Source organism: gamma proteobacterium symbiont of Scutellera amethystina, from assembly GCF_059730845.1.
Genome location: NZ_AP035935.1, coordinates 4,031,341 through 4,049,855 on the forward strand (window position 1 = coordinate 4,031,341; position 18,515 = coordinate 4,049,855).

Genomic DNA, 18,515 nt, shown 5'->3' on the forward strand with positions numbered 1-18,515 from the left:
AGATGATGGATACGCAACAAACGCGTCAGGGCATTTTTTATGCGCTGGGCGCTTACTTTATCTGGGGCATCGCACCGGCCTACTTCAAGCTGGTCAAAGAAGTGCCTCCGACAGAAATTATGACCCACCGTGTGATTTGGTCGGCCCTGTTTATGCTGGGACTGATTACCCTGAGCCGCAGCTGGCGTCAGGTGCGCAGCGTGCTGGCCCAGCCGAAAAAAGTGCTGCTGCTGGCGCTGACCGCACTGACCATCGGCGGCAACTGGCTGCTGTTTATCTGGGCGGTGAATAATCAGCATATGCTGGAGGCCAGCCTCGGCTACTTTATCAACCCACTGATTAACGTGGTGTTTGGCATGCTGTTTCTGCGTGAGCGCTTCCGCCGTCTGCAGTGGCTAGCGGTGCTGCTGGCGGCCACCGGCGTGCTGGTACAGCTGTGGCAGTTCGGTTCGCTGCCGATCATCGGTCTCGGTCTGGCGCTGAGCTTTGCGCTGTACGGGCTGGTGCGCAAGAAGATTCAGGTTGATGCACAGAGCGGTATGCTGATTGAAACCGCGTGGCTGTTCCCGCTGGCGGCCATCTATCTGTTTGGCTTTGCTGACAGCGCCACCAGCCACCTCAGCGCTAATCCGCTCAGCCTGAACCTCAAGCTGATCGCCGCCGGCATCATTACCACCATTCCGCTAATGCTGTTTGCCGCCGCCTGCGCGCGCCTGCGCCTGTCGACGGTCGGTTTCTTTCAGTACCTCGGGCCGACGCTGATGTTCCTGCTGGCGGTGCTGTTTTACGGTGAGAGCCTGACGCCGGATAAAATGGTGACCTTCGGCTTCATCTGGCTGGCGCTGGCGATCTTCATTCTGGACGCGCTGCTGTTTTCAGCCCGCACGCGCGTGCGCATAGCGTGAGATAAAACGGGCCATCGCCGGGCCGGTGAGCAGAATGGTAAACAGACGCAGCGTCTGCAGCGCCATAACAAACGCAATATCGACCCGGCTGCCAGCAGCAATAATCGCCACCGTATCCAGCCCGCCCGGACTGGTTGCCAGATAAGCGGTCATCAGATCGACGTGCAGCACGCGCGTCAGCATCCACGCCAGCCCCCCGCACAACAGCATCAGGCCGATAATCGAGGCGATCATTTGCGGTAGCGTGCGCAGCGCCAGCAAAAAGATCGGCCGGGTAAAGCGCAGGCCAACGCTCCAGCCGATCAGCGCATAGGCCAGTGCCAGCAGCCACTCCGGCACCTGCAGCGTCGCGACACCTGTTCCGTGCAGCGTGGTACCCATCAGCGCCGGCAGCAGCAGCGCGCCGGACGGAATACGCAGTTTCTGCCCCAGCCACGCACCCGCCACCATCACCAGCAGCGTCAGCGCGAAGCCACTGTGCAGCGGCGGCAGCCAGACGATGTGGGCCGCTGCCCCGCTGCTGCCGAGGCCGATGCGGGCCACCACGGCCGCGGCGGTGGCAACAAACAGTACGCGCAGATATTGCATGAACGCCACCAGCCGCACGTCGGCGCCAAAATCGCCCGCCATCGCCACCATTGCGGACGCACCACCCGGCGACGACCCCCACGCGCCGGTGGGTCCCGGCAGCGAGCTAAAGCGCACCAGCAGAAAACCAGACAGCCCGCTGGCCGCCAGCGTCAGCAGCAGCACCGCCAGCACCACCGGCCAGTCATCAAGCAGCGGCGCGAGGATCGCCGGTGACAGGCTCTGGCCGATCATGCAGCCCAGCACCGCCTGCGCCAGCACGAACAGCCGTTTGTCGATGCGCACGGTTGCGCCGCTCAGACCCATAATGGTACCGACAATCATCGGACCGAGTAGCAGTGCAGCCGGCAGGTGCAATAGCTGGAGCAGGCAGCCCAGCACCAGCGAAGCCGTCAGCAGCAGCGCCCACTGCTGCCGCAAAGAGAAACGCGCCATAAGGTGGAAATCAGAAAGTGAGTTGAGGCAACAGGTTAGCAGATTAGCGCTGGCGCGTCAGGGGTAAGGCGCCAGCAAAAGACCGCACGCTGTTGTAGCGGCGCAATTTATTGCGCTCAGGTTTGCGTATTAATAACGCGAATGCCACGGCGCAATATGCTGAGCATCCGTTAGACAAAGCGCGATGAATCGCGCCGCTACGGTTCTGTGCGATGATGCAATGCTGTGCGATTACAGCCAGTTCTTCCGTTTGAAATAGAGATACGGCGCCAGCCCGGCGAGAATCATCAGGCCAATCGCGCCGGGATAACCAAAGCTCCACTTCAGCTCCGGCATAAACTCAAAGTTCATACCGTAGCTGGAGGCCACCAGCGTCGGCGGCAGGAACACCACGGACACCACCGAGAAGATTTTGATAATGCGGTTCTGCTCGATGTTAATAAAGCCCATCGCCGCCTGCATCAGGAAGTTAACCTTCTGGAACAGCGATTCGTTGTGCGGCAGCAGCGATTCGATGTCGCGCAGGATCTCGCGCGCCTGCTCCAGCTGATTGCCCGGCAGCCGCGCTTTACGCACCAGGAAGTTCAGCGCACGCTGGGTATCCATCAGACACAGGCGTACTTTCCAGCCGATATCCTCCAGCTCCGCCAGGCGCGATAGCGCGTCGTCGTACTCTTCGCCCTGCTGCCCTTCCATGATCACGCGGCTGAGTTTTTCCAGCGCGCTATAGATGTTCTCGATCTCATCCGCCAGCTGCTCGATTTTGGTTTCGAACAGATCGAGCAGCAGCTCGTAGGCGTTGCCGTCGGTCAGTTGCTGATTGCGCGCGCGCATGCGGTACAGGCGGAACGCCGGCAGCTCACGCTCGCGCAATGTGTACAGGCGATCTTCACGGATGGTAAACGCCACGGTGGAGTTGCCAGCGTGGTCTTCAGCATCTTCAAAAAAGAAAAAGGAGTGGATGTGCAGGCCGTCTTCGTCTTCGAAGAAACGCGCCGAGGCCTCAATGTCCTCCAGCTCGGGGCGCGTTGCCAGGCTCTGCCCCAGTTCCGACTGCACGCGCTCACGCTCGCTGTCGTCCGGCTCGATCAGATCGACCCACACCGAGGTGTTGAGTTTGTCGTTGTTGTCTTCCAGCTCGATGCGCGTCAGGCGATCGCGCTCCAGTTTAAATGCGCTCAGCATAGCAATACTCCCCATTGCAGACGACATGGGACAAGGCGGTGAACCGCAGTGCTGCTGGCACCACGGGCACGGCAAAGCCTGAACGCGGAAACTTTCGCTTCAAGGGTAAATCAGTGCTGACTCGTGCGACGGGATCAAAAAGGGAGGTCGCTGATAACCGCTAAGGCTACCCGCGTTAAAGAGGTAGCCTTAGAAATTGTCCCTGTTAACCAGGGTATAGAGCCAGCATCGACTGGGCGCGTCCAAGGCATTGTCCTCTCATGATAATAGTGCGCGCATGTTACGCTGAGACGAAAAAGTCGTCAAGGTAGCGCAACCGCGCTACACGGTTTCCAGCCGGGCGTAAGCCGCCACCAGCCACTTGATGCCCTGGCCCTGGAAGGCCACCTGCAGACGGCTGTGCTCGCCGCTGCCTTCCAGATTGATAATGGTGCCTTCGCCGAACTTAGCGTGGCGCACGCGCTGCCCGAGCGCGAAGCCGCTGTCGCTCTTCGCCACCGGTGTGCCCATGCGCTGATGACTCACCGGCCGGCTCACGCTGGCGCGCAGCCGCACCTCTTCCACGCACTCTTCCGGCAGTTCACCAATGAAGCGCGATGGCCGGTGATACACTTCCTTACCATAAAGGCGACGGGTTTCGGCGTAGGTGAGCGTCAGCTTCTCCATCGCACGCGTCACGCCGACATACGCCAGGCGACGCTCCTCCTCCAGCCGGCCGCCTTCGTCCAGCGACATCTGGCTCGGGAACATGCCCTCTTCCATGCCGACGATAAACACCTGGCTGAACTCCAGCCCTTTCGCCGAGTGCAGCGTCATCAGCTGCACTGCATCCTGCCACTTGTCCGCCTGGCCTTCGCCAGCTTCCAGCGCCGCGTGCGACAGAAACGCCTGCAGCGGCATCAGATCTTCGTCTTCGTCCTGATAGCTGAACTGGCGCGTGGCAGTGACCAGTTCCTCTAAGTTTTCGATACGCGCCTGGCCTTTTTCGCCCTTTTCCTGCTCGTACATCAGCCACAGACCGGAGTCTTTAATCACCCGATCGGTCTGTACGTGCAGCGGCAGCTCAGCGGTTTCCGTCGCCAGCGCATCCACCAGCTCGCAGAAGCGCTGCAGTGCTGAGGCAGCACGGCCAGCCAGCGCTTTGGATTGCAGCAGTGCGCGCGTGGCCTGCCACAGCGTCAGCTGCTGCTCACGCGCGGTCTGGCGCACCACGTCGAGCGTGCGATCGCCAACGCCGCGCACCGGCGTGTTGACCACGCGCTCGAATGCCGCATCGTCGTTGCGGTTGGCCAGCAGCCGCAGATAGGCCAGCGCATCTTTGATCTCCTGGCGCTCGAAGAAGCGCATGCCGCCGTAAATGCGGTACGGCATACTGCCCTGCAGCAGCGCCTCTTCCAGCACGCGCGACTGGGCGTTGCTGCGGTAGAGAATGGCGCAATCCTGCAGCGCGTTGCCGTTTTCATGCCAGGTTTTGATGCGATTGACGACAAAACGCGCTTCATCCAGCTCGTTGAACGCGCAATACAGCGAAATCTTTTCGCCGTCGCTGCCGTCGGTCCACAGCTCTTTCCCCAGACGGCCATTGTTGTTGGCAATCAGGGCGTTGGCTGCTTTCAGAATGTTATTGGTGGAGCGATAGTTCTGCTCAAGACGGATGGTTTCCGCGCCTGGGAAATCCTGCAGGAAACGCTGGATGTTCTCCACCTGCGCGCCGCGCCAGCCGTAAATGGACTGATCGTCATCGCCAACGATGATGACCCGGCCGCTGTCGCCTGCCAGCATGCGAATCCACGCGTACTGAATGTTGTTGGTGTCCTGGAATTCGTCCACCAGAATATTGCTGAAGCGCTCACGGTAGTGATTGAGAATCTGCGGCTTGTTGAGCCACAACTCATGCGCCCGCAGCAGCAGTTCGGCGAAGTCGACCAGCCCGGCGCGATCGCAGGCTTCCTGGTACGCCTGATAGATACGCAGCCACGTCTGCTCCACCGGGTTGCCGTAGCTTTCGATGTGCTTAGGCCGCAGCCCTTCGTCCTTTTTGCCGTTGATGTACCACATGCCCTGACGCGCCGGCCACTGTTTCTCGTCGAGGTTCATGGCTTTGATCAGGCGCTTGAGCAGACGCAGCTGATCTTCGCTGTCGAGGATTTGGAAATCCTGCGGCAGCCCGGCATCCAGGTGGTGCGCGCGCAGTAAACGGTGCGCCAGGCCGTGGAAGGTACCAATCCACATGCCGCCCTGGCTGGTACCGATCAGCTGGTCGATACGGTGGCGCATCTCCGCCGCCGCCTTGTTGGTGAAGGTCACCGCCATGATTGAGTAAGGCGAGCAGTTCTCTACCGACAACAGCCAGGCGATGCGATGCACCAGCACGCGGGTTTTACCGCTGCCTGCTCCGGCCAGCACCAGCAGATTGCTGCGCGGCGCGGCGACCGCTTCGCGCTGTTTGTCATTCAAGCCGTTAAGCAGATCGGAAACGTCCATAAGCACCGTTTTAAGCAAGTAGGATGCGTATCCTGCACCGTTCGCGTTGCCGCCAGGCGGCAAGGGCAAATATCTGCGAGGGCGTAATCAGCTAAGCGATCAGGCTGGTGACACACAGCCTGCACGGCCGCGCGTTGCAGAATACAGAATACGACTGGATAAATTTACAGCCATTATAGCAGCGAGGTCAGCGATGCCAACTGATGAATTTCCACGTGTGGCAGCAGGCGCGCGTCATCAATCTTCATCAGATTGCCGTCACGCAGGTTGATCCAGCACGCCTGCAGACCGGCGCGCAGCGCACCGGCGACGTCGTTGGTCAGGTCATCGCCGACGTGCAGAATATGCTGCGGCGCAATGCCCAACCGTTCGGCGGTCAGATGGTACATATCCTGCCACGGCTTGGCGCGCCCGTGCGGACCGGCGCGCAGCGCGAACTGGAAGTAGTGATCAATGCCGAGCTTTTGCGGATCGGCGTTGCCGTTGGTGATCGCCACCAGCGGCACGCGCTCGCCGAGCCAGGCCAGCGTCTGATGCGTCTCTTCTGGCATCTCCACCGCACTGCGCCACTGATGAAACACGCTCATCACGTCGCGGGCACCTGCGCTGGCTTGCGCGGCCGGCAGTCCGGCGTTGAGCAGCGCCAGCTCTACCGAGCGGCGACGCCACTCAGAGACATCGTGATAAATTTCCGGCTCACGCAGCAGCAGTTCATCGCGCAGCGCCTGATAATCTTCCGGCGTAAACTCGCGCAGCGCCGGGTGATACGCCTGCAGTGCAGCGTGCGATTCCGCCGTGGTTTTACGGATCACCGGATAGTTGTCATACAGCGTATCGTCAAGATCGAAGGTGATGGCTTTGATCGGGCCCAGCGGGCGATAAAACTTCATTCAGACTTTCCTCGTTTGGCACGCGGGTGTGCCGCATCGTATACCGACGCCAGATGCTGGAAATCCAGGTGGGTATAGATTTGCGTGGTCGAGAGGTTGGCGTGGCCGAGCAGCTCCTGCACCGCGCGCAGATCGCCGCTCGATTCCAGCAGATGGGTAGCAAACGAGTGGCGCAGCTTATGCGGGTGGATATGGCTGGCGACGCCCTGCTTAATGCCCCATTCGGCGAAGCGTTTCTGCACATTGCGCGCCGAAATACGGCTGCCGCGCGTCGACACAAAAACCGCATCATCCTGCGGCGCGAAGCTGTTGCGTAACGGCAGCCAGTGCTGCAGCCAGGTGACGGCGGTGCCGCCAATCGGCACGCGGCGCTCTTTGCTGCCTTTACCGCGCACCCAGACTTCACCGCTCTCCAGGTCCAGATGACGACAGTCGATGCCCACCAGCTCAGCGAGACGTAAACCGCCGCCGTACATGGTTTCCAGCATGGCGCGGTCGCGCACCGCCAGCGGATCGTCGAGGTCGATCTCCAGCAGCTGGCTGACTTCGTCGACATCCATATTTTTTGGCAGATGCCGTGCGTTGCGCGGCGTGGCGATGCCTTTCGCCGGATTGGCGCTCAGCATGCCCTGGCTGACCTGCCAGTCGAGAAAGCTGCGCAGCGCCGACATGCGCAGGGCCAGGCTACTGGCACCGAGACCGCCGCGCCGGCTGCGCGCCGCCAGACTGCGCACCTGTGCCGGTTCCAGCTGCGACCACGCGGTAATGTGCATGTCATCCGCCATGGCGATAAGCGCCTGCAGCTGGCGCTGGTAATTCTTTTGCGTCAGCGGGCTGAGCTGGCGTTCGACTTTCAGATAGCGCAGAAAGCCCTCAACGGCCGGCAACAGCGGGCTGGCGCTGCTCATGCACGCTCCACCCAGCGAGACAGCAGGTCGGGCAGCATTTGTGCCAGGTGCTGCAGCAGCAGCGTGCCCATGCCCGCCTGATAGTGCTGGTTGTCGCGGCTGCTGAAGATCAGTACGCCGAGATCGCCCTGCTCGCCCATCAGCGACATCGCCACCGATCCGACGGCTTTCGCCTGCGGCAGCAGCAGCAGCAGCTCCGGTCCGTTCAGGCTGCCAAGGTAGTGATGCTGCTGACCAAAGCGCTGGATGCGCAGCGGCTCAAACGCCTGGCGTGACAGACCAAGCTGGGTGAAATCGGAGGGTGCGCCGATGCGCCAGCGGTCGCTGAACAGCCGCACATTAGCGCCCGCCAGGCCAAGCTCGCGCGCCCAGCGATGCAGGCGCGTCAGCATCTCCTGCAGGCTATCGGCCGCCGCGAGATGGCTCTGCAACGCCAGCAGGCGATCGAACAGCTGATGATTGGCGGTTGCCTGCTCCATCAGCAGCGTAATCTCCTCTTCCAGCTGCTGGATGTGGTTGCGCTGACGCGCCATATGCCACTCCACCAGCGATACGCTGCCGCGCACCGGATGCGGCACCATCATTTGCTCAACCTGGCGCGCATTGCGAATAAAGAAATCGGGGTTGTGACGCAGCCAGGCGCTCACCGCCTGATCGTCCAGCAAAACCGCGCTGTCGGTCTGCTCTTCGATATTTTTCATAGATGAATAAACCCATCATAGACGTGTGTGGCTGGCCCGGTCATAAACAGCGGCTGACCGGCCCCTTTCCAGGCGATATGCAGCGTGCCACCGGGCAGATCGACGCGCACTTTCTCCGCCAGAATGCCCTGCTGAATGCCGCAGGCCACTGCGGCGCAGGCGCCGCTGCCACACGCCTGGGTTTCGCCCGCGCCGCGTTCATACACGCGCAGACGGATGTGTTCCGGATTGACCACTTCCATAAAGCCGACGTTCACGCGCTCGGGAAAGCGCTCATGGCTCTCCAGTGCCGGACCGAGCGTCTCCACCGCGGCGGTTTTCACGCTTTCAACCTGAATCACGCAGTGTGGATTGCCCATTGATACCGCGCCAAACATCACGGTCTGCTCGGCCACGCGCTGCAGATAGAGGTTTTCCGCCTTGTTAGCGCGCAGCGGCACCTGCTGCGGGTCAAAGTTGGGCTCGCCCATGTTAACGCGTACCAGCTCATCGCTGGTGACGCTCAGTACCATGCGGCCGGTCTGGGTGCTGACGCGAATGTCGCTTTTATTGGTCAGCCCTTTGAGGCGAACAAAGCGGGCAAAACAGCGCGCGCCGTTGCCGCACTGTGCCACTTCGCTGCCGTCAGCGTTGAAGATGCGGTAGTGGAAATCGAGATCCGGATCGTAAGGTGGCTCGACGATCAGCAACTGATCGAAGCCGATCCCCAGATGCCGATCCGCCAGGCGGCGAATCAGTTCCGGCGAAAAAAAGACGTTTTGCGTCACGGCATCGACGACCATAAAGTCGTTACCGAGACCGTGCATTTTCGAGAACTGCATTTTCTGCTCCGCCGGATGACTCATCGGGTTTAATTCGCCTGCACGCCAGCCGGTTTGCTGGTGACCAGGCCGCTGGTATCCGCATCCTGTGCCGCTTTCTGCTGCTGCTCAGTCACCGGCTGATTTTTCTGTTGCGGCCGATCGTTGGGCGGGAAATACAGCGGTCCTTTCAGGCCACAGCCTACCAGGCTGACCAGTGCCAGCGCCATACCCAGCTGGCTCATCACTCGTATCATTCTGTCTGCTCTTTTTATCCAAATCCCAGCTGCTTATCATCGCAGTTGACGTTGTAAAAGCAACAGGAAATATCCGGCAGAAGGTTCAGAAACGGGGGCAGGCCACTGCGTGCAGCACAGCGGCTTTAGTGCATCTGGTAGCGCGGCTGGAAGTCGCCGTTGTCGTTGTCCGGCTGGGTGGCGCACAGCTGCGTCAGCGTCTGGCTGCGGAACGGAATCACCTGGAAGCGATCGCCGGCGTGCACAATCTGATAGAACTGCGGCAGGTTGAAATTGATAAAGCTCGAGCCGTAGGTAAAGCGATCGTGCGACGACGAATAGAAGCGGCTGACGTCACGTACCAGCTCCTCTTTGCTGCCTTCGCAATGGTGATACACCTCAACCCGGTTGCTTTCATCAAGGATATAGATGTTGAAGCCGCGATCGTCACTGGTGTCTTCAAAGAAGAACTGAATGATGCCTTCGCTGGCGTAGCCGTTGACCACCGGTGGCAGCGGCGTCTGGTTCGATTCAACTTTGATCGACAAACCGTGCAGCTTGTTGTTGGAAATCGCGCCGTAAAACTCGACCGCGTTTTCCAGTTTCTGCACCGAGACGCTCATGCGTTCGAAAAACAGGCCCCAGGTCTGACCGGCCATGCGCAGCGCTTTAAAGCGGCCCGGCTCCTGACGCGTGCTCGACAGGCGCAGCTCAATGCATTCCGACACCAGCTGCTGCACGCGGGTACGAATCAGGCCGCGCAGATGCTGGCTGTAGCAGAATACTTCTACCGTGTCCGGCGGTGCGGCGTCCTGATGCATTTTGCCCAGAATGGTTTTCAGCGCTTCAATCATCGCCTGCTCGCCGCTAAAGTGCAGCGTACGCACTTCGTTCCATGAGTTGCGGTACAGCAGATCGATGCTGCCGATCAGGCACTGCTGCTGCTGACCAAAGCTGAATACATCCAGCTTTCGGAAGTCGAAGTGCACCACCTGATTGCGGAACGCCGAGGTCGGATCGTGTTCGAGGTTAACGATGATCGCCAGATGCCGGATTTCGCACGGGCTATAGAGCGCTTTCGGCGTCGGTGCCGGCAGACGCAGCGGGAAGTGGCTGGAGACATCGTTGACCAGCTCCTGCAGGCGCGGCAGATCGCAGAACTCGTTGCCCTTAATGTGCAGACGGGTTTTGCGCGTCAGCAGTCCGTTAAACCACGCCCATGCCACTAACTTGTTGAGATAACGGTTATATTCCAGCGGCTGATGGCTGATGATTGAGCTCATGTCCGGCGACTGGTTATATAAATACCAGCCGGCACGGTTGGCGCGCCCCGCCGGCACATGAATAAAGGTCAGGTTCTCTTCCGACAGATCGGGCGAGATTTGCGGGTTCACCAGCGTGACTTTGCCCGGCAGCGCTTCAAACGCGGCGTACAATTTACGCGTCAGCACGCCGATGTCCTGCGGGCTGGCGCTGACGCTTAAATTGTTGCGACGGGCAAAACGGATCAGGTTGCGATAGCTCTGCATCATCGCATCCAGCAGCTCGTTGTGCGCCTCGCGCACCCGTTCGATTTTCCACTGCGCGCGATTATCCAGCACCGCCAGCTTCTCATCGTCCCAGCCCCACTCTTTCACCAGCTGCGACAAAATTTCACGCCGCCAGCCCGCGCGCGGATGCTGCTCCTCGCTGGAGAGTTTTTCGCACACTTTGAGGTAGAAACAACGGCGCACCAGGTCGAGGCGCGCGGTGTCATCGACGCTGGTCAGGTAGCGCGTCACGCGCTCCAGCATCATGCAGTAGGGATCGAGACCGAAGCAGACAATTTCGCCGTCGTGCAGCCGCTGTTTGATATCCATCGCCAGCAGCTGCGTGTTCGGGTATTCCCAGCTGTAAGCTTCCAGCAGCAGGGTTTTCAGCACCGCTTTGTACGGCGAATCGATACTTTTATACAGCTGCCACAGGCTGGCACCGAAATACTCTTCCGCCGACAGCGTGCCGAGACCGCCGAGATCCAGCCACTCATTCGGCGTCAGCACGCCCTGTGAATAGAGCGACATCACGTAATCGTCGTAGTGATGTTCTTCTTCTCCAGGCACCATGTTCCACAGAATGCGTTTGCCCGCCATGCGCACGGCGGTACGGTAGAACTCATCCAGCAGTAAAATATGTTGGGTAGAACCGCAGTCCTCACCGCCGAGGCTGCCGCTCTCATTATGGCGGAAACGGTTTTCGTCGATCAGGAAGAAGCTGACTTCCACACCCAGCGACACACACCATTTTTGCAGGAGCGTACACTTGCGCTGCAGATTGAGACGCTCTTCGTTATCCAGCCATGACTGATGGCATACCCAGATGTCGAGATCGGAGACGCTGTTCTGGCCGACGGACGAGGTGCTGCCCATCGAGTAGATGCCGGTGATAGGCAGTTCGCCCTTCACCGCGCTGCTGAGTTCGAGCGGATGGTCGCCCGCTAACTGTTGCAGCAGCTGCTGTTGGTTTTCATCAGGCGCAAAGAAGCTGACGCCATGGGGAACGCTACCTTCAAGGTAACCCGGCATCAGCGGATGATGATAATGCAGTAATGTTGGCAGCAGACTGTAGACGTGCTGGAAAGCAGGTCCCATGGCAGCCAGTGCGCGATCTACACGCAGCTGGTTAATCGCATCCAGTCTCTGTTTCAGTGTCTCAATGTAGAGGTACAAGACGTTTCGCCTGATTGTCCCAGTGTTAAGCACCCTGTTTCCAAAATCTGCCGCTTAATAATAAAGATGTCGGGCAAATTATTGCTGGAAACGTGATCAATCTAACACCTGGAAGATTGACCGTAAAGAAAGTTGCGCTACCTGACAGTTTAGCACGTTCCAAACGTAGCCCTGCATTTTCGGACTCCAGCCTCAGAATCTGACGCCGTAAAAAGCGGGCTCCGGTCTGAGATTGCAGCCTGGTCAATCCGTTGAAACTGACAGCATTCCCCTATCAATGATAGGATAATCGATGAACGATCAAAATGGTTAACAGCATGTTAAACAAAATTTTCAGAATTGCTACCAGGCAAAGCCCGCTTGCCTTGTGGCAGGCACAATATGTCCAACAGCGCCTGATGGCTGCGCATCCCGGCTTGCAGGTTGAGCTGGTGCCGATGGTCACCAAAGGTGATGTCATCCTTGATACGCCGCTGGCGAAAGTGGGTGGCAAAGGACTGTTTGTCAAAGAGCTTGAGCTGGCGATGCTGGAAAACCGTGCCGATATGGCGGTGCATTCCATGAAAGATGTGCCGGTCGATTTTCCCGACGGTCTGGGACTGGTGACCATCTGCGAGCGCGAAGATCCGCGCGACGCGTTCGTCTCGAATCATTATTCCTCGATTGACGCGCTGCCGCAGGGCGCGGTGGTCGGCACGTCCAGCCTGCGTCGCCAGTGCCAGATCAGCGCACGGCGCCCGGATCTGGTGATTCGCTCGCTGCGCGGTAACGTCGGTACGCGTCTCAGCAAACTGGACGCCGGCGAGTATGACGCCATCATTCTTGCTGCCGCCGGGCTGAAACGCCTTGGACTGGAAGATCGCATTCGCCAGGCGCTGCCGGCGGAGTTTTCCCTGCCGGCGGTGGGCCAGGGCGCGGTCGGCATTGAGTGCCGCCTCGACGATCAGCCGTTAATTACGCTGCTGCAGGCGCTGAACCACAGCGACACAGCCGTCTGCGTGCGCGCCGAGCGCGCCATGAATACCCGTCTCGAAGGCGGCTGTCAGGTGCCGATCGGCAGTTTTGCCGTGCTGGAAGACGATCAGCTGTGGCTGCGCGGCCTGGTCGGTGCGCCGGATGGCAGCCAGATGGTGGTGGGCGAACGCCGCGGCCCGCGTGAACAGGCCGAACAGATGGGGATTTCATTGGCCGAAGAGCTGCTGGACGGCGGCGCGCGTGACATTCTGCGTGAAGTTTATCAGGGACACCCGCCCGCATGACTATCCTCGTGACCCGTCCGGAACCCGCCGCCAGCGAACTGGTCGCGCGCCTGCGCAGCCAGGGCAAACTGGCGTGGTCGTTTCCGCTGATTGAATTCACGCCGGGTCGCGATCTCCCCCAACTGCCGCTGAAGCTGGCCGCCCTGCAGCCCGGTGACCTGGTATTTCTGCTGTCGCAGCAGGTGGTGCACTTTGCCCAGCCCGCTTTACAGCAGCAGCGCAGCGCGTGGCCGGCATTTCTCGACTATTATGCCATTGGTCGCAGCACCGCGCTGGCGCTGCACACCGTCAGTAATCTGAAAGTTGACTATCCGCATGCGCGGGAAACCAGCGAAGAGCTGGTGCGGCTGAATCGCCTGCAGCAGGTCAGCGGCAAGCGTGCGCTGATTCTGCGCGGCAGTCCGGGCCGTGAACTGCTGGCGGAGACGCTGATCGCCCGCGGCGCGGACGTGCAATACTGTGAGTGCTATCAGCGCTGTGAAAAGCAGTACGACGGCGCGATTGAAGGCCGTCGCTGGCGCGATCGCGGTATTACCACGCTGGTGGTGACCAGCGGTGAAATGTTACAACAACTGTTTGCGCTGTTTCCGCCAATCGATCGGCGGGAATGGCTGCTGCACTGTCGACTACTGGTCGTCAGTGAACGTTTGGCTACCCAGGCCGCCGAATTAGGCTGGCAGGAGATTGAGGTAGCCGATGGTGCGGATAACGACGCGCTGCTGCGTGCGTTACGCTGAACTTAACATTGGGATGAGCCACAATGACGGAACAAAAAGACTCCTCCGCCATGGTTGAAGAAACCACCCCTGCGGACACTTCCCCGACGCCAGCCAGCCAGCCGCCTCGCGCGAAAAAGAGCGACGGCAAGGTGCTGAGCGCGGTGGCAATTGTCATTGCACTGGCGATTGGCGCGGGACTTTACCTGAATGGGAAACACCAGGCCGACTTACAGGCTCAGACTAACCAGAACCTGAGCGAGCAGCTGAGCGCCCTGCAGCAGCAACTGGGCAGCGATAAACAACAGCTCTCGCAGCAGCTGGCGGATGCCAACACCGCGCTGCAGGAAGCGCGCAGCCAGCAGGATAACAGCGCGAAAGAGCTGGAGACGCTGCGTGAAAAAGTGGCCACTATTTCCGGCAACGATACCCGCACCTGGCTGCTGGCGCAGGCCGACTACCTCGTCAAACTGGCGGGTCGCAAACTGTGGAGCGATCAGGACGTCACCACCGCGGCAGCGCTGCTGAAAAGCGCGGACAGCAGCCTGGCGGAGATGAACGATCCCAGCATCATGAACGTGCGCCGCGCGCTGACTCAGGACATCAGTTCACTGGCGGCGGTCAGCCAGGTGGACTACGACGGCATCATCCTCAAGCTGAACCAGTTGTCGAACGGCGTGGATAATCTGCGTCTGGCCGATAACGACAGCGATGAGTCGCCGATGGATGCCGACAGCGGTGAGCTCTCCAGCTCGCTGCACGAGTGGCGTCAGAATCTGGTGAAGAGCTGGCACAACTTCATGGATGATTTCATCACCATCCGCCGCCGCGATAACACCGCGCAGCCGCTGCTGGCACCGAATCAGGATGTTTATCTGCGCGAAAATATCCGTTCACGTCTGCTGATTGCCGCGCAGGCGGTGCCGCGCCATCAGGATGAGATCTACAAACAGTCCATCGATGCGGTATCCACCTGGGTGCGTGCCTGGTACGACACTAACGATGCGGCGACCAAAGCCTTCCTCGCCCAGCTCGACGAGCTGAGTCAGCAGAGTATTTCGATGGACGTGCCGGACACGCTGGAGAGCCAGGCGCTGCTGGAAAAACTGATGCAAACGCGCGTGCGCAATCTGCTGGCGCAGCCATCGGCTGCGGCTGATCAACAGGGAGGCTAACCATGCTGAAAGTATTGGTGCTTTTCCTGCTGCTGATTGCCGGCATTGTGCTGGGGCCGATGGTTGCCGGCCATCAGGGCTACGTGCTGATCCAGACCGATAACTGGAACATTGAGACCAGCGTCACCGGTCTGGCCATCATCCTGATTCTCAGCCTGCTGGTGATTCTGCTGGTCGAATGGATTCTGCGTCGCCTGTTCCGCACCGGCGCCCGCACCCGCGGCTGGTTCACCGGGCGGAAACGTCGCAGCGCCCAGCGTCACACGCAAAGCGCGCTGATGAAGCTGGCGGAAGGCGATTATCGTCAGGTAGAAAAGCTGCTGTCAAAGAATGCCGATCACGCCGATCAGCCGGTGGCGAACTATCTGCTGGCGGCGGAAGCAGCGCAGCAGCGTGGCGATGAAATCCGTGCTAACCAGCATCTGGAGCGCGCCTCTGAGCTTTCCGAGAACGATACCATTCCGGTTGAGATCACCCGCGTGCGCCTGCAGCTGGCGCGTAACGAAGATCACGCCGCACGTCACGGTATCGATCGCCTGCTGGAAGTGGCGCCGCGCCATCCGGAAGTGCTGCGTCTGGCCGAGCAGGCTTATATCCGCACCGGCGCCTGGGGCGCACTGCTGGATATCCTGCCCTCTATGCAGAAGGCGCAGATTAACGATGAGAACCAGCGTAACGCGCTGCAGCAGCAGGCATGGCTGGGTCTGATGAATCAGGCCATGGCCGATCAGGGCAGCGAAGGCCTGAAAAAATGGTGGCAGAACCAGAGTCGCAAAACCCGCCAGGAGACCCCGCTGCAGGTGGCGATGGCTGAGCATTTGATCGAGTGCGACGATCCGGACACCTCGCAAAGCATCGTGCTGGAAGGGCTGAAGCGTCAGTATGACGATCGGCTGGTGCTGCTGATGCCGCGTATCAAAAGCGGTGACCCGCAGGCGCTGGAGAAAGCGCTGCGTCAGCAGATCAAGCAGCACGGCGCCACGCCGCTGTTGCACAGCACGCTCGGCCAGCTGCTGATGCGCCACGGTGAATGGCAGCAGGCCGCAGAAGCCTTCCAGCAGGCGCTGGCACAGCGTCCGGATGGCTTTGACTATGCCTGGCTGGCGGACGTTTACGATCGCCTGCATCGCCCGGAAGACGCGGCTAAAATGCGTCGCGAAGGTCTGTTACTGACGCTGAAGAACAATCCTGGAGCCTGATTTTACAGTTGTTATTTTTGTGCACGCCGGGCCAGTCCCGGCTTTTTTTTGCCTGAAAGAGCGTGCAGGGAATACGGCATCAATCCGTGAACGGCAGATAAAAAAACACCTGCCAGAAGCAGGTGTAAGATCAGGTCGGTAAGACAACTGATGGTATCCGACTCAACGTAATGTCCTTCTTACTGCAGTAGCGCGTGCACGTTACTGCCAGCTGGACAACGGATACCGTAAGGGGCTCTGCATCATTCCCAGGTTTATGTTGCATTGGCAAACATAAGAGGTGGAATGAGCATCTACGCAGAGATTATTGCACAAAGCGTGCCAGAATGGCATGAATCTCGGGAAGTTATTTTATATCAGTCATTTAGCCAGCAGTAAGGGACAGAGCGCGGCAGCAACGTCGGGAATTTGCGACACACCTGCTTAAAGCTGTCTCCGCTGAGCGACAGGCTGTGCAAGGAAAAGTAAGACTATTAAAAATCAGCAGGTTATATGTCGCGTAATAGCGACAACTTCCCCGACTGCTCTTCCTTCGCTGCGCCCGGCTCAAACCTCCTTCGGAGGTTCTCATCCTCTTTTGCTACAGACGAAAAAAACCTGCTTTTTTCAAAGCAGGTTTCATGAATGATGGTCGGCGAGAGAGGATTACGCTTCTCTGCGAGAAGCGCCCTGCGGGCCGTTGCTGACGCAACGTTGTCTCGCTTCGCTCGGCTCAAACCTCCTTCGGAGGTTCTCATCCTCTTTTGCTACAGACGAAAAAAAACCTGCTTTTTGCAAAGCAGGTTTCTTAAATGATGGTCGGCGAGAGAGGATTACGCTTCTCTGCGAGAAGCGCCCTGCGGGCCGTTGCTGACGCAACGTTGTCTCGCTTCGCTCGGCTCAAAACTCCTTCGGAGGTTCTCATCCTCTTTTTCTACGAACGAAAAAAGCCCGCTTTTTACAAAGCGGGCTTTTCGAATATGGTCGGCGAGAGAGGATTCGAACCTCCGACCCACTGGTCCCAAACCAGTTGCGCTACCAAGCTGCGCTACTCGCCGATTTTGTACTGCCTGTTACTGCTTACTTGTTTTGCCTGGTGCGAAGAGAGGGACTTGAACCCTCACGTCCGTAAGAACACTAACACCTGAAGCTAGCGCGTCTACCAATTCCGCCACCTTCGCATGTCCCAGCAAAATCTGGGGTGGCTAATGGGACTCGAACCCACGACAACTGGAATCACAATCCAGGGCTCTACCAACTGAGCTATAGCCACCATAATTCTGGTGCGTAAGCGTAACCGCTTACTTAATGCACTGCATAACGCGGTTAAACCAACCACCGAATCTCTTGCGCACAAACTAAATGGCGCGCCCGACAGGATTCGAACCTGAGACCTCTGCCTCCGGAGGGCAGCGCTCTATCCAGCTGAGCTACGGGCGCGTAGCGCCGTTGCGGATGGGCATACTACGTATTTGACTCCAGGCTGTCCAGTGCTTTTTCATAAAAAAATCGCGTTTGCTTACGCTTTGTGCATTCCGTCGATAAATAACGCAATTTGCCTGCTTAACCTGCCGGAATTACAGCACTATTCCTGCCGCGTTACAGATCGCCGCGCCAGTGGTAGCGTAAATATTTCAGCAGTTTTAACTGGCGGCGCCAGCGTGATGGCTGGCGTATCAGGCGATACAGCCACTCCAGCCCTAATTGCTGCCAGATGCGCGGCGCACGCGTGACGTGGCCGGTAAAGACGTCATAGGTGCCACCGACGCCCATATATAGCGCGTGCGGCCAGTGTTCGCGGCAGTCGCGCATCAGCAGCTCCTGGCGCGGCGATCCCTGCGCCACGGTCACAATCTGCGCCCCGCTGGCGGCAATGCGCGCAAACAGCGCCTCGCGTTCGGCTGGAGCGAAGTAGCCGTTCTGGCTGCCCACGATGTTGACATTCCACTGACGGCGTAATTTATCGCAGGTTTCCTGCAGCACCTGCTCACGCCCGCCGATTAAAAACACCGGAATACCGCTGCGGCCCGCCTGTTCCATCAGCGCTTCCCACAGATCGGCGCCGGCGATGCGGTTCACCGTTAGCTGCGGGTACTTTTTACGCAGCGAACGCACAATGCTGATGCCGTCCGGGTACTTGATCTCCGCGGCGGCGATCAGCGCGCACAGCTGGGCATCCTCTTCCAGCGTCAGCATCTTTTCGGCGTTGATCGCCACCAGCGTGCCGCTGCGCGGCTTGCCGTCCGGCAGCAGAAAGTGAAGAAAGCTCGCCATATCGGCGAAAGCGTGTAAATCGATGCCGCGCAGGGTATAACGCGGATGATCGGTTTCCATGGTCGGTATTTCCCGT

At 59.3% G+C, this 18,515-nt stretch carries 15 protein-coding genes, 4 tRNA genes and 2 other RNA genes; 5 read left to right on the top strand and 16 right to left on the bottom strand.

Annotation, left to right across the window (positions count from 1 at the left end):
* The first annotated feature begins 5 nt into the window (after positions 1 to 5).
* Positions 6 to 905, top strand: a complete 900-nt coding sequence (gene rarD, locus AC6I79_RS19060; RefSeq protein WP_058771068.1) for an EamA family transporter RarD — start codon at positions 6 to 8, stop codon at positions 903 to 905.
* Here rarD and AC6I79_RS19065 read toward each other — a convergent pair.
* The 9 genes from AC6I79_RS19065 to AC6I79_RS19105 all read right to left on the bottom strand — a co-directional run bounded on the left by AC6I79_RS19065 (position 876) and on the right by AC6I79_RS19105 (position 11,837).
* A complete protein-coding gene (locus AC6I79_RS19065) occupies positions 876 to 1,928 on the bottom strand; it encodes an AbrB family transcriptional regulator (RefSeq protein WP_159378063.1) in 1,053 nt (350 codons plus the stop codon). The genes rarD and AC6I79_RS19065 overlap by 30 nt on opposite strands.
* 231 nt (positions 1,929 to 2,159) lie before the next feature.
* On the bottom strand, positions 2,160 to 3,113 hold the full coding sequence (corA, locus tag AC6I79_RS19070; protein ID WP_010617090.1) for a magnesium/cobalt transporter CorA: 954 nt from the start codon (positions 3,111 to 3,113) through the stop codon (positions 2,160 to 2,162).
* Between the two features lie 321 nt (positions 3,114 to 3,434).
* Entirely contained in the window at positions 3,435 to 5,597 is a 2,163-nt protein-coding gene (uvrD, locus tag AC6I79_RS19075) for a DNA helicase II (RefSeq protein WP_021506969.1), read from the bottom strand.
* Between the two features lie 173 nt (positions 5,598 to 5,770).
* Entirely contained in the window at positions 5,771 to 6,487 is a 717-nt protein-coding gene (yigB, locus tag AC6I79_RS19080) for a 5-amino-6-(5-phospho-D-ribitylamino)uracil phosphatase YigB (RefSeq protein ID WP_159378062.1), read from the bottom strand.
* Positions 6,484 to 7,395: a tyrosine recombinase XerC gene (xerC, locus tag AC6I79_RS19085; protein WP_021506971.1), complete on the bottom strand. Its 912-nt coding sequence runs from the start codon at positions 7,393 to 7,395 to the stop codon at positions 6,484 to 6,486. The genes yigB and xerC overlap by 4 nt, the downstream gene beginning before the upstream one ends.
* Positions 7,392 to 8,096 carry a DUF484 domain-containing protein gene (locus AC6I79_RS19090; RefSeq protein ID WP_021506972.1) on the bottom strand — a complete coding sequence of 235 codons (705 nt, stop codon included), beginning with the start codon at positions 8,094 to 8,096 and terminating at the stop codon, positions 7,392 to 7,394. Before AC6I79_RS19090 ends, xerC begins: the two co-directional genes overlap by 4 nt.
* Positions 8,093 to 8,917, bottom strand: coding sequence for a diaminopimelate epimerase (gene dapF / locus AC6I79_RS19095; RefSeq protein ID WP_031279612.1), 825 nt, complete (start codon positions 8,915 to 8,917; stop codon positions 8,093 to 8,095). Before dapF ends, AC6I79_RS19090 begins: the two co-directional genes overlap by 4 nt.
* A gap of 29 nt (positions 8,918 to 8,946) precedes the next feature.
* On the bottom strand, positions 8,947 to 9,153 hold the full coding sequence (lptM, locus tag AC6I79_RS19100) for an LPS translocon maturation chaperone LptM (RefSeq protein ID WP_022548017.1): 207 nt from the start codon (positions 9,151 to 9,153) through the stop codon (positions 8,947 to 8,949).
* Positions 9,154 to 9,278: 125 nt separating this feature from the next.
* Positions 9,279 to 11,837, bottom strand: a complete 2,559-nt coding sequence (locus tag AC6I79_RS19105; RefSeq protein WP_058758111.1) for a class I adenylate cyclase — start codon at positions 11,835 to 11,837, stop codon at positions 9,279 to 9,281.
* Between the two features lie 317 nt (positions 11,838 to 12,154).
* On the opposite strand from AC6I79_RS19105, the gene hemC reads away from it, so the two are divergent.
* From hemC to hemY, 4 genes are read left to right on the top strand one after another with little or no spacing between them, the layout of a single operon-like run.
* Positions 12,155 to 13,096, top strand: a complete 942-nt coding sequence (gene hemC / locus AC6I79_RS19110) for a hydroxymethylbilane synthase (RefSeq protein WP_127833526.1) — start codon at positions 12,155 to 12,157, stop codon at positions 13,094 to 13,096.
* Positions 13,093 to 13,833, top strand: coding sequence for a uroporphyrinogen-III synthase (hemD, locus tag AC6I79_RS19115; RefSeq protein ID WP_058758110.1), 741 nt, complete (start codon positions 13,093 to 13,095; stop codon positions 13,831 to 13,833). The genes hemC and hemD overlap by 4 nt, the downstream gene beginning before the upstream one ends.
* Positions 13,834 to 13,856: 23 nt before the next feature.
* Entirely contained in the window at positions 13,857 to 14,987 is a 1,131-nt protein-coding gene (gene hemX, locus AC6I79_RS19120; RefSeq protein ID WP_021506977.1) for a uroporphyrinogen-III C-methyltransferase, read from the top strand.
* 2 nt (positions 14,988 to 14,989) lie between these two features.
* On the top strand, positions 14,990 to 16,186 hold the full coding sequence (hemY, locus tag AC6I79_RS19125; protein ID WP_498027478.1) for a protoheme IX biogenesis protein HemY: 1,197 nt from the start codon (positions 14,990 to 14,992) through the stop codon (positions 16,184 to 16,186).
* Between the two features lie 628 nt (positions 16,187 to 16,814).
* Here the strand turns inward: hemY and AC6I79_RS19130 are convergent.
* From AC6I79_RS19130 to wecG, 7 genes are all read right to left on the bottom strand, one after another.
* Positions 16,815 to 16,944, bottom strand: a non-coding RNA gene (locus tag AC6I79_RS19130) — RtT sRNA.
* Between the two features lie 37 nt (positions 16,945 to 16,981).
* Positions 16,982 to 17,111: non-coding RNA, RtT sRNA (locus tag AC6I79_RS19135), on the bottom strand.
* A 35-nt stretch (positions 17,112 to 17,146) separates the two neighbouring features.
* Positions 17,147 to 17,223: transfer RNA gene (locus AC6I79_RS19140), tRNA-Pro, on the bottom strand.
* A gap of 36 nt (positions 17,224 to 17,259) precedes the next feature.
* Positions 17,260 to 17,346: transfer RNA gene (locus AC6I79_RS19145), tRNA-Leu, on the bottom strand.
* Between the two features lie 16 nt (positions 17,347 to 17,362).
* Positions 17,363 to 17,438: transfer RNA gene (locus AC6I79_RS19150), tRNA-His, on the bottom strand.
* Positions 17,439 to 17,528: 90 nt separating this feature from the next.
* Positions 17,529 to 17,605: transfer RNA gene (locus AC6I79_RS19155), tRNA-Arg, on the bottom strand.
* A 159-nt stretch (positions 17,606 to 17,764) separates the two neighbouring features.
* The gene (gene wecG, locus AC6I79_RS19160; protein WP_059010782.1) at positions 17,765 to 18,499 is read right to left on the bottom strand and encodes a lipopolysaccharide N-acetylmannosaminouronosyltransferase; all 735 of its coding nucleotides are present in this window, start codon (positions 18,497 to 18,499) and stop codon (positions 17,765 to 17,767) included.
* Positions 18,500 to 18,515 lie beyond the last annotated feature (16 nt).